Origin of the sequence: Microbacterium wangyouchuni (genome assembly GCF_051546305.1) — a bacterium.
Taxonomy (GTDB): domain Bacteria; phylum Actinomycetota; class Actinomycetes; order Actinomycetales; family Microbacteriaceae; genus Microbacterium.
The window spans coordinates 75115-86307 of the sequence record NZ_JBPTMA010000007.1 but is presented as its reverse complement, the minus strand read 5'-3'; the positions used below and the strand labels follow the sequence as shown (position 1 = coordinate 86307).

At 66.9% G+C, this 11193-nt stretch carries 9 protein-coding genes and 1 tRNA gene; 6 read left to right on the top strand and 4 right to left on the bottom strand.

The window, feature by feature from the left end; genetic code table 11:
* Nucleotides 1-231 precede the first annotated feature (231 nt).
* The 4 genes from ACSS7Z_RS14245 to ACSS7Z_RS14230 all read left to right on the top strand — a co-directional run bounded on the left by ACSS7Z_RS14245 (nucleotide 232) and on the right by ACSS7Z_RS14230 (nucleotide 4067).
* Nucleotides 232-1386, top strand: a complete 1155-nt coding sequence (locus ACSS7Z_RS14245) for a cystathionine gamma-synthase (protein ID WP_438255528.1) — start codon at nucleotides 232-234, stop codon at nucleotides 1384-1386.
* 192 nt (nucleotides 1387-1578) lie between these two features.
* On the top strand, nucleotides 1579-2808 hold the full coding sequence (locus ACSS7Z_RS14240; protein ID WP_438255532.1) for a multidrug effflux MFS transporter: 1230 nt from the start codon (nucleotides 1579-1581) through the stop codon (nucleotides 2806-2808).
* A 33-nt stretch (nucleotides 2809-2841) separates the two neighbouring features.
* Nucleotides 2842-3477, top strand: coding sequence for a phosphatase PAP2 family protein (locus ACSS7Z_RS14235; RefSeq protein ID WP_438255527.1), 636 nt, complete (start codon nucleotides 2842-2844; stop codon nucleotides 3475-3477).
* Entirely contained in the window at nucleotides 3474-4067 is a 594-nt protein-coding gene (locus ACSS7Z_RS14230) for a GNAT family N-acetyltransferase (RefSeq protein WP_438255526.1), read from the top strand. The genes ACSS7Z_RS14235 and ACSS7Z_RS14230 overlap by 4 nt, the downstream gene beginning before the upstream one ends.
* Before the next feature lie 220 nt (nucleotides 4068-4287).
* Here the strand turns inward: ACSS7Z_RS14230 and ACSS7Z_RS14225 are convergent.
* Nucleotides 4288-4375, bottom strand: a tRNA-Ser gene (locus ACSS7Z_RS14225).
* A gap of 79 nt (nucleotides 4376-4454) precedes the next feature.
* Between ACSS7Z_RS14225 and ACSS7Z_RS14220 the strand changes: the two genes are divergently transcribed.
* Complete coding sequence (locus ACSS7Z_RS14220; RefSeq protein WP_438255525.1) at nucleotides 4455-5690, top strand: LCP family protein; 1236 nt, start codon at nucleotides 4455-4457, stop codon at nucleotides 5688-5690.
* 33 nt (nucleotides 5691-5723) lie between these two features.
* Nucleotides 5724-6617 carry an oxygen-dependent tRNA uridine(34) hydroxylase TrhO gene (trhO, locus tag ACSS7Z_RS14215; RefSeq protein WP_438255524.1) on the top strand — a complete coding sequence of 298 codons (894 nt, stop codon included), beginning with the start codon at nucleotides 5724-5726 and terminating at the stop codon, nucleotides 6615-6617.
* A gap of 21 nt (nucleotides 6618-6638) precedes the next feature.
* Here the strand turns inward: trhO and ACSS7Z_RS14210 are convergent, their stop codons facing one another.
* The 3 genes from ACSS7Z_RS14210 to ACSS7Z_RS14200 are packed head-to-tail and all read right to left on the bottom strand — an operon-like array spanning nucleotide 6639 to nucleotide 11053.
* The gene (locus tag ACSS7Z_RS14210; protein WP_438255523.1) at nucleotides 6639-8882 is read right to left on the bottom strand and encodes a transglutaminase TgpA family protein; all 2244 of its coding nucleotides are present in this window, start codon (nucleotides 8880-8882) and stop codon (nucleotides 6639-6641) included.
* Nucleotides 8869-10068: a DUF58 domain-containing protein gene (locus ACSS7Z_RS14205; RefSeq protein WP_438255522.1), complete on the bottom strand. Its 1200-nt coding sequence runs from the start codon at nucleotides 10066-10068 to the stop codon at nucleotides 8869-8871. The genes ACSS7Z_RS14210 and ACSS7Z_RS14205 overlap by 14 nt, the downstream gene beginning before the upstream one ends.
* Nucleotides 10069-10075: 7 nt before the next feature.
* Entirely contained in the window at nucleotides 10076-11053 is a 978-nt protein-coding gene (locus ACSS7Z_RS14200; protein WP_438255531.1) for an AAA family ATPase, read from the bottom strand.
* Between the last annotated feature and the right edge of the window lie 140 nt (nucleotides 11054-11193).

Sequence of the window (11193 nt, the reverse complement as noted above, 5' to 3'; positions counted from 1 at the left end):
CCGCGATCCTGAATCGCCGCCCCCGCCCGACCCTCGAGCTTCAGACCCCAGCCAACCGGCTCAACCAGCTGCTCCTCGCAGCATAACTACCAACGTTGCCCAGACCATTTGACTTTGCCCGCGATTTTTGAGCCACAAATGGCCACTCGCAAGCGGCGGGGGAGGGGGAGCGGGGCGTCTCGGGGCGTAATGGGAGGGGCGGCAGCGGAGCCGCGGTCGTAGGCTGAGGGCATGTCCGACCACGCTTTCGCCACCCGAGCCATCCACGCCGGTCAATCGGCCGACCCGCGCACCGGCGCGATCATCCCGCCGATCTACCAGGCCTCCACGCATGTGCAGGACGGCATCGGCGGCTTCCGCGAAGGCTACGAGTACAACCGTGCCGGAAACCCGACGCGCTCCTCCCTCGAGACGCAGTTGGCCGCGCTCGAAGGCGGCTCGCACGCACTGTCCTTCGCCTCCGGCCTCGCCGCCGAAGACGCTCTGCTGCGCGGGATCCTCCGCCCGGGAGACCATGTACTGCTCGGCAACGACGTCTACGGCGGAACCTACCGGCTGCTGACCAAGGTGCTCGCGCCCTGGGGCATCGAGACCACGACGGTCGAACTCGGCGATGCTGCAGCGATTCAGCAGGCGCTGCGACCCGAGACGAAGATCGTCTGGCTCGAGACGCCGAGTAACCCGCTGCTGAAGATCGTCGACATCGCGGCGATTGCAGAAATCGCGCACGCAGCCGGTGCCCTGGTGGTCGTCGACAACACCTTCGCATCGCCTGCCCTGCAGCAGCCGCTCGCGCTCGGCGCAGACCTCGTCGTGCACTCGACCACCAAATACCTCGGCGGACACTCCGATGTGCTCGGCGGCGCGGTCGTCTTTGCCGATGATCGTTTCTACGAGCAGATCAAGTTCCAGCAGTTCGCCGTCGGGGCGGTCTCCGCTCCGCTGGACGGATGGCTCACCACGCGCGGCATCAAGACGCTCGCCGTGCGGATGCGTCAGCACACCGCCAACGCGCAGGCGATTGCCGAATGGGCCGAGGCCCGCCCTGAGTTCGAGACGGTCTTCTACCCGGGACTTGCCTCGCATCCCGGCCACGAGATCGCGGCGCGGCAGATGAGCGGGTTCGGGGGGATGCTGTCACTCGCGCTGACTGCAGGACCCGCCGCCGCACGGGCATTCGCTGAGTCGACCGAGCTGTTCCAGCTGGCAGAGTCTCTCGGCGGTGTGGAATCACTGATCGGCTACCCGCCCGAGATGACCCACGCCTCCGTACGCGGCACCGAGCTCGCCGTGCCGGAAAACGTCGTACGACTGTCCGTGGGCATCGAAGACATCGCCGACCTCATCGCCGACCTCGAGCAGGGGCTCGCGCGCATCTCGGTCTGAGTTCCGTCGCGGGTCAGATCGCGCGCGTAGGATTGGGGAATCTTGAACGATTCAACACCCTCCCCGTCATCCACTCCTGATCCTCAGCGAACTCCGACCGGCAGCATCCGGGCCATCACCGGAACAATCCGCACCAGCACGCCCACGAGCGCCATTCGCACTCTCGGGGCGGATCCGGCGACCGCGCCGATCATGCTGCACCCGGGAGATGCGATCTCCAACGCGCGCCGGGTGCTATACATCATCGTGCTCGGGGCACTCACGGCGCTGGGCCCGTTCACGATCGATCTGTACCTGCCGGCATTCCCCGTGCTCGAGCAGGACTTCAACACCACATCGGCTGCGATCCAGCTGACACTCACCGGCACGATGATCGGCTTCGCCGTCGGTCAGCTGGTCGTGGGGCCGCTGTCCGACAAGGTCGGTCGGCGTATCCCGCTGATCGTCGTGACAGCATTGCACGTGCTGGCAAGCATCGCCGCAGCCGTCGCCCCGGATCTGCTGCTGTTGGGCGGCACGCGCGTGCTGATGGGTGTCGGTGCTGCTGCCGGTGGTGTTGTCGCGATGGCGATCGTCCGCGACCTGTTCGGCGGGCGCCGACTCGTCGTGATGCTCTCGCGGCTGGCGCTGGTGTCCGGTGTCGCGCCGGTCGTTGCACCCCTGATCGGCTCATGGCTGCTGGGAATCATGCCGTGGCGCGGTATCTTCGTCGTGCTCGCCGGTTACGGCGCGGTCATGCTGCTGTGCGCGATGCTGTTCATTCCGGAGACCCTGCCGAAGGAGCGCCGCAATGACCGCGGCAGCACCACGATCTGGCAGCGCTACCGCAGCGTCTTCAGCGACCGTGTGTTCGTCGGTGTGCTCATCATCGGCGCGATGACCTTCTCTGGACTGTTCTCCTACCTCTCCGCATCCCCGTTCCTGTTCCAGGAAACCCACGGTCTGAACGCGCAGGAGTACGGCTGGCTGTTCGCGGCCAACTCGGTCGGAGTCGTCGTCGGCGTGCAGGTCGCATCACGGCTGGCGGCCCGGTTCGGACCGCAGTGGGTGCTCGCATTCTCGACCGCCGTACTGTTGGTCAGCGGAGCCGCGATCGTGCTCGACGACCAGCTCGGCCTCGGATTCTGGGGAACGGTCATCCCGCTGTTCGTGTTCATGACGGCCTGCGGGTTCTCGTTCCCATGCGTGCAGGTGTTGGCGCTGGACCGCCACGGCAAGGCAGCGGGCACCGCTGCGTCAGTGCTCGGCGCGAGCAACAACGGCGTCGCCGCGATCATCTCTCCGGTTGTGGGGCTCATCTCGGCCGGCGCAGGAATCACCGCGACGACGATGGCCTCGGTGATGGTCGGATGCGCGGTCATCGGCATCCTCGCTCTCTGGCTGATCGTGCGTCCGCGTACGGTCGGAATGCTGAATCCGTAGCCTTTGCGCACGGTTCTGCGACAGAATGGGCGGATGACTCGTCCGGCACTGCTCTGGTGGGGCGTCGGCGCGATTCTTGCCGCGATCGCCCTGGGGTCCTCGCTCACTGCGGCAGGACCGGATGCTCCGATCGCGATCGACACTGGCTGGAACGCGGTGATGGTCAGCATCCGGTCCGAGTTTCTCGTTGGCCTTGCCGATGTGTTCAACCATGTCGGTGGCGGGTGGATCGCAACCTATCTGATCCCGTTGCTCATCGTCGCGGCGCTGCTGCTGGTGAAGCGCTGGCAGGCGGCGGTCTTTGTCGCTGTGACGCTGCTGGTCAGTGTCGGTGCGGTTCAGCTGCTTAAGAGTCTCTTCGGTCGTGCGCGGCCGGTGGACATGCTCGTCGCGAGCGATTTCGGTTCATTCCCCTCGGGGCATACAGCGAATGCGGCGACACTCGCGATGCTGGCGGTGCTGCTTTTTCCGCGGTTGTGGGTGGTGCTGATCGCGGTGTTCTGGACATTGGCGATGGCACTGTCGCGCACCGCGCTGTCGGTGCACTGGCTGACCGACACGATCGGGGGGATGCTCGTGGGCGCCGGGGTGACGCTGATCGTCGGCAGCATCATGGTGGTGTGGGCACAGGGTTCCCCGCCTCTGTCCGAGACGGAAGCGCCCCGGTGACGATCCGCCGGTATCGCGCGAGCGACCGCCCGGCGCTGTTCGAGATCTGCGTGAGGACAGCGGATGCCGGTGCTGATGCAACGGGGATCTTGAGCGACGACGAGCTCTGGGGGCTGCTGTTCGCGGTGCCCTATGCCGAACGGCATCCGGATCTTGCCTGGGTTGTCGAATCCGATGACGCGCGGACGATCGGATACATCGTCGCGACTGACGACACGGATGCTTTTGAGCAGTGGTTTCGCGATGAGTGGTGGCGGCAGTTTGCCGCGCGTTTTCCTCGTCCGGTCGAGGCGGTGACGCGCGAGGAGAAGCTGATCACCTACGGCTATCAGCGCGGACCCGGGCGCGAGCGGAATGCGGCGGCGTACCCCGCGCACCTGCACATCGATCTGTTGGCCGAGACCCAGGGGCTGGGGCTCGGACGGCAGCTCATCGAGACCCTGTTCGCAGAGTTGCGCCGCCGCGGCGTGGCCGGGTTGCACCTGGGAATGGACCCGGCGAACGCCGGTGCTGCCGCGTTCTATGAGCGGCTCGGCCTGGAGTCGCTGCCTGCCGAACCCGGCGGCCAGGCCTACGGCATCCGCTTCTGACCCGTCGCGTCCGTGCCCCCGTCCGCGTCCCGCGCCGCGTCCGTCACGTGTGCCGTGCGTGCAGTACGACTCATGCTCCGGTCGCAATTGCTGCTGCTATTCCGGTGTTTTAGCAGCACGAACTGCGACGGGAGTGGGTAGTAGTTGCGACCGAGGGGCGCGTACGAACGTACGGCGGAAACGAAAAAGTGGGCCTCGCGATGCGAGGCCCACTGATTTCTGGCGGTGACGGAGGGATTCGAACCCTCGGTTGCTTGCACAACACACGCTTTCCAAGCGTGCTCCTTCGGCCGCTCGGACACGTCACCAGGGAACAACCTGAACAGTCTATCCGATCCTTTGTGGTCTCCGTGCCAGCTCACAACACGGCGTCGTTATGCTGTGCGGATGGGACGACAGCCACAGCGATCGACGATCGCCCAGCACGGGCAGCAGCACACGCCGTCGGCAGGCGGGCAGTTGCTGAAGATGGTCGGGGTCGCGCTGGCGACGGTGCTCGTCGCCGCCGTCGGCATCACCGGCTGGGTCGTCGGCGACCTCGGTGCGACCTACACGGCCGACGCTGTCGACCTCGGCGGCGACCCGCCACCCGGATTCTCCGAACTCACCACCGGTGCGAACATCCTCGTCGCGGGCACGGACAATTGCGAGCCCGAATACGCTGATCTTTTCGGCGACCGTTGCGCGAATCCGGAAGATGGTGTGCGCAGTGATGTGCTCATGCTGGTGAACATCTCCGACGAACCGCGCCGGGTCACCGTGGTCAGCTTCCCCCGGGACCTGCTCGTCGACATCCCCTCGTGCGACACCGACGGCGGCGAGAGCGCGCCGCAGTACCGTCAGATGATCAACTCCGCGTTCAGCATCGGCGGGCTCGCCTGCTCCGCCCGGACGATCGAGGATCTCACCGGCGTCGATGTGCAGTATGCGGCATCCATCAACTGGGGTGGCGTGATCGAGGTGACCAACGCGGTCGGCGGCGTCGATATCTGCGTGGCGACCGCGATGAAGGATGCCGACTCCGGCATTGATCTGCAGCCGGGCACGCACAACCTCGTCGGGCAGGATGCGCTTGCGTTCCTGCGCGCGCGGTACTCGACCGAGGACGGCAGCGATCTGAACCGCATCGGCAACCAGCAGCTGTACATGTCGAGTCTGGTGCGAAAGATCACCAGCGAACAGGTGCTCACTAATCCCGGGCTGCTGCTTAAACTGGCACGCACGACGCTGTCGGCGATCGACCCGAGCACCACGCTGACCAATCCGGTGACGCTCGTGGAGATGGGGCTGGCTCTGAAGGACATCCCCGTCTCGGATTACGCCTTCGTCCGGTATCCGGTAGCCGACGCTCCGGATGACCCGAACCGGCTCATTCCGATCAGGGATGCTGCGGACCAGCTGTTCGAAGCGCTCGAGCGCAACGAGCCGCTGCTGCTCGCCGACGCCGCGGGGCAAGCGCCGGAGGCCCCGGTCGAGCCTGAGGCTCCCGTCGATGTCGAGGTCCCGGTCGAGGGGGAGGCTCCCTCACCGGCGCCGGGTGAGACCGCCGTCGCGCTGCCGCCGAGCATCACCGGCACCACCGGTGAGACCGAGGGCTGCGTCTCCGGTCGAGTGGTGCGCTGAGTCCGCACAGGCGACCCGCGTAAAATCGGCACCGTGGCAACTCCCAAGATCGTTCTCTTCTACGCCTTCACCCCGCTCGCCGACCCGGATGCTATCCGGTTGTGGCAGCGTGACTTCGGTGAGGCGCTGGGTCTGCGCGGACGCCTGATCATCTCGAAGGACGGCGTCAACGGCACCCTCGGCGGAGACCTCGCGGCGCTGAAGAAGTGGGCGCGCTCGTTCCGCTCCTTCCCGGCCTTCCGCGACGCTGACATCAAATGGAGTGAGGGCACGGGACTGGATGCCGACGGCCGCAGCCTCGACTTCCCCAAGCTCAGCGTCAAGGTGCGAGATGAGATTGTCTCGTTCGGCGCCCCCGGGGAACTCCAAGTCGATGAGGCTGGAGTCGTCGGCGGCGGCACCAGGCTGAGCCCGGACGACCTGCACGCGCTACTCGCTGAGCGCGACGACGTCGTCTTCTTCGATGGGCGCAACTCGCTGGAGGCGGAGATCGGGCGATTCAAGGATGCTGTCGTGCCCGATACCGAAACCACCCGTGACTTCGTCGAGCTGCTTGATTCCGGAGCTTATGACGATCTGAAGGGCAAGCCCGTCGTCACCTATTGCACGGGCGGAATCCGTTGCGAAGTTCTCTCCAGCCTGATGGCCGCTCGCGGTTTCGGCGAGGTCTACCAGCTCGACGGCGGCATCGTCCGCTACGGCGAGAAGTTCGGTGACGATGGCCTGTGGGAGGGGTCGCTCTACGTCTTTGACAAGCGCGGCTCGATCGACTTCAGCGATCACGCCGCCGTGATCGGCACCTGCGTCGGCTGCGGCACTGCCAGCAAACGCACCGCCAACTGCCCGGATGCTTCGTGCCGCCGCCAGTTCGTCGTCTGCGAGTCGTGCGTGACCGTGCCCTGCGAGGAGCACGCCGCAGTCAGCTGACCCGCAGCCGGCACAGACGCGTCAGCGGGCCCCAGAGATCGCCGTGCCAGCCGCCGTCCGCGAGACGAACAGCGACCGGGGTACCAGCGCTGCAGCCGCCCGTGCGCGGAAATCGACGCTGCGTCGCAGTTCACCGGTGATCTGTGCGACGGCGGGGGAGAGGTCTCCGGCATCGCCGGCCGTGCGGGCGAAGCTCGCGCGCTCGACAGCATCCACCAGCACCCGCACCATCGCCGGATCCGCACCGCTCTTCACCAACGCGGCCCCCCGCACGCGCGGGCTGTCGGCCTCGGAGGCAGGCAACCGCAGATCGATCAGCGTGTCCTGCACCTCCCGCCAGGCTGTCATCGCATCGCCGTCACGAGCGCGACCGCGCCGCACGAGGTAAAGCACGAACCGGACCAGCGCGGGCAGCAACAGCACGAGAACTGCGCCCAGCACGCCCAGCATCACCGGTGTCGGATTCAGCTGGCGCAGCGGCTGTCCGTCAGCGGTTGAGGTCCCGCCCTGATCCCGATCGATCTCCGGACCGTTCGTGGGAGCGGCCGATGGTGCGGCGCTCGGCGCGGGTGCAGCCGGACCGGTAGCTGAGCCGCCACCGGTCGAGGCAGCCTGGAAGCTCGTCGGCACACCCAGCGACGCCGTCGGCTCGAACGACACCCAGCCGATCCCCTCGAAGTGCACTTCCGGCCAGGCGTGCAGCTGCTCGCTGCTGACGGCGTAGATCGATTCGGTGCCGCGCTTCTCATCGGTCATTCGGCCCGGCAGGTAACCGACCACGATGCGCACCTGCATATCCATCGACTGCGCCATCAGCGCGAAGGCGCCGGCGAAGTGGATGCAGTAGCCCGAGCGGGCTTCGAGGAACTCTGCGACCGCCTCCGCTCCTGTCCCATCAAAACCTCCGTCGACCGGGGCGTCCAATGAGTAGCTGAACTGCGACCGGAACCAGTTCTGCAGCGCGATGAGCTTGTCATAGGCGGTGCCAGCATCCGCCGTCACCTCGCGAGCCATCTCGCCGATCACAGCCGGCAACTCCTCGACGGGCTCGGCCGACGCGCTCGTGACGGGCGCTGCCTGAATCTGCTCTTTCGTCGGCAGCACGTTCTCGGTTGTGACGGTGTAATCCTCGCCCTCGGCATCCCGTGTCGACGAGATGACCGTGCGATTGTCCGGCATCACCTGCCAGCCTGAGGAGACCCCGACGATCTTCGTCGCGGGGAACGGCACCGGCAGCATCGAACTCGCGATACCACTGACCCGGATCGAGGTGCGCTGCTCGATCGACTCCAGGTCTTCGGCCCAGTCCGGGGCCCCGAATCCCGCACGAAGCGGTTGCCGGTCGGTTTCGTCCGGAGTCCACGTCTCACCGTCGAACTGCGACAGGCTCGCAATGCGCAGATACGGGGCGGAGGTGGACTTCGTCGCCAACGTCATCACGGTGAACGGCGTGGGGCGGCGCAGATCGTCGCCCAGTCGCAGCGAGGGGTTCAGCTGCACGCTGGTGCCGGCACCGATCCACGTGGCCGACACCGGCAGCACCGGTGTGATGACGAGGGCGGCGACGATCACGGCAGCCCCGACGCTGACCATGACACCGACCGACGCCTGCCGCGGCGCGGTGCGGTCATGCCGGGTGCTGTGCCGGAACAGGAACAGCGCTACAAGCGCCAGCCCGACGAACCACACCACATCGGCGTCGCCGCGGGTGATGATCGTCGGCATCGCCCCAGCAGTCGCCACCAGGATGACCGCCAGCAGAGCGAGGCGGGCGGCGATCAGCTGATCGAGCAGGATCGCGATGACGCAGAACCCGATCACGAGCATGGCGTTCAAACCGCGGGTGCTCTCCAGCGGTGCCGTGCCGAACCGCACCTGCTGGAACGCCTCGGATGCCAGCACCCCGACCGAGCGCAGCGTCACCTCGGTGGGGACGACACCGAAGAACGCACCGAACGGTTCGATCATCGCGGTGAGGGCCAACACTGACACGAGCAACTGCGCACCCAGCGTCGACCACGGCCGATCAGCGTGCCCGGAGCGCACCTGCCGCACGATGAACCCGGTCACAGCGATCAGCATGATCACGGCGATGCACATCAGTGACCAGACACCCGCCGCGATCACCGAGGTATAGGGCCAAAGGACGAGGAAGCTCGAAATCGACGTCAGAACCGCAACGGCAAATGTGCGTTCGGTCTGCCGGGTGCTTTCGCGTCGCTCTGCACGAACGGGCACCACCGGCGGATTCTCAGCGCGGAACATGGCCGCTTCCCGTGGTCACGCGCGCCGGCAGTGCGTCTTCCCAGGCGGATGCCACGTCGTCGCCCAGCGTTGCGGACGACCAGCCCAAGGCGGCTGCGGCATCGAGCGTGCCGGGCAGCGGATCGGACGCCAGCAGAATCGGCGCCGATGCTCCGCCATGGCGTAGGAGCGCGGCGTCCTCTTCGTCGATTCGCCCGGTGATCATCACTACCGGCCCCGGCGGTGCACCGTCGTAGAGGGAGATGAGGTCGCGCCCTTCGCCGCGAGGGGTGACCATCGCCAGGGCGACGAGCAGCGAGTCTCGATCATCCTCATGTCCGCGCAGAGATCCGAGCACAGCTCCCGCGGAATCGAGCACGTCGACGCTGTAGCCTTCGTGCACCAGATGCAGCGCGACGGATGCTGCAGCAGAAACGGCCGCCTCGAACGCCGGGTCGGAACCGGTACCAGCGCGTTCCCAGCGCCGGGCGGTGCGATCGAGAACGACGAGGGCATCAGGGCTTGCTTCCTCTTCCTCCTGACGCACCATCAGGTCCCCGCGGTGCGCGGTGGCCCGCCAGTGGATGCGCCGCATGGAGTCGCCCGAGACGTAGTGCCGGGGCGAGAGGTTGTCGCTGCCCTGACCGAGCCTGGTCGATGCGGTGTGCGCGGTGCCGCCGCTGGCGCCGACATTGCTGTTGATCGGGGCCAGCGGCACGATCTCCGGCACGATGGTGACGGTGCGGGTATCGCCGAACTCCTGCTCACGCTGGGAGAATCCGAACGGATCGATGGTGCGCAGCAGCAGTGGTCCGACCGGCCAGACGCCCCGGTGCACCCCCGTGATCGCGTAGCGGATATTGGTGCCGTTGTCGGTGGGGAATTCGCCTGCAGCGTCGCCGACGACAGCCGAGGGAAGCGCATCGCGCCAGGTACCGTTCGGCACCCGCAGGGCGCGGAGGTCGAAGCGCACGGCGACCTGGGACTGCTCTCCCACGGTGAGCAGATCCGTGGAGATGCGTCGGGAGACCCCGCCGCTGCGCCGCGGCACGTGGACGACGAAGACCGCGATGATCACCAGCAGGAACAGCAGCATCGCGATGTACAGCAGAATCGGCGCGGCCAGCAGATTCGCTGCGATCATGCACAGGAGCCCGGCAATGATCGCGGCGACACCGCGGCGGGTGAGAGGGCGACGGCGACGCATGATCGGATCAGACTCGAGCGGCGAGGGGGACGCGCACGCGCTCCACGATCTGGCCGAGGGCCGCTTCGATCGGCTGCGCGCCGGCCCGGTGAACGCCGCGTGCGGGTAGCAAGCGGTGCGCGAAAACCGGCACGATGAGGGTCGTCAGATCATCCGGGATCACGAAGTCTCGACCGTCCAGCGCTGCCCACACCTTCGACGCGCGCACGAGCTGCAGCGTCGCCCGCGGGCTCGCACCCAGATGCAGACTGGGGTCGTTGCGTGTGGCCTGCGCCAGTGCGACCGCGTACTCCTCTACGGCGGGGGAGACGTGCACGGCCCGAGACCAGCCGATCATCTGCTTGATCGCCGCGGCCTCGGCGACGGGCGTGATCGTCGACAGCGGATTCGCGCTGTCACGCTGACGGAGCATGAGGGCTTCGGCCGCGGCATCCGGATATCCCATCGACACGCGCATCATAAAACGGTCGCGCTGTGCCTCGGGCAGAGCATAGGTGCCCTCCATCTCGAGCGGATTCTGCGTGGCCACCACGAGGAACGGATCGGGAAGCGGGTGCGTTTGCCCATCGACGGTGACCTGCCCCTCCTCCATCGCCTCCAGCAGCGCGGACTGGGTCTTCGGCGAGGAGCGGTTGATCTCGTCGGCGATCACGATCTGGGCGAAAACCGCGCCGTGTTTGAACTCGAACTCCCGATCGACCGGGTTGTACACCGAGACGCCGGTGACATCTCCGGGCAGCAGGTCGGGGGTGAACTGGATGCGACGGACCGTGGCATCCACGCTCGCCGCCAGCGCACGCGCCAGCATCGTCTTGCCGACGCCGGGGACGTCCTCGATGAGCAGGTGCCCCTCGGCCAGCAGGCAGACCAGCGCGCTGCGCACCGCATCCGCTTTGCCATCGATCACCCGCGAGACGGATGCCAGGATCGCCGAAGTCTGCGCCTCGAACTGCTCGGCGGTGATCGAGTTCTGAGTGCCGTGCATGTGGTCCCTCTCGTGCGGCGCTGCGATGTCATTGATCGTACGTGGTCGGGGCACGCTTCGACAGGCTCAGCGAGCGGATGGGGCGGCTCAGCGAGCGGGCAGTGCACCATGGCGCACCGCACTCTGCGCAGCAGGTAGAC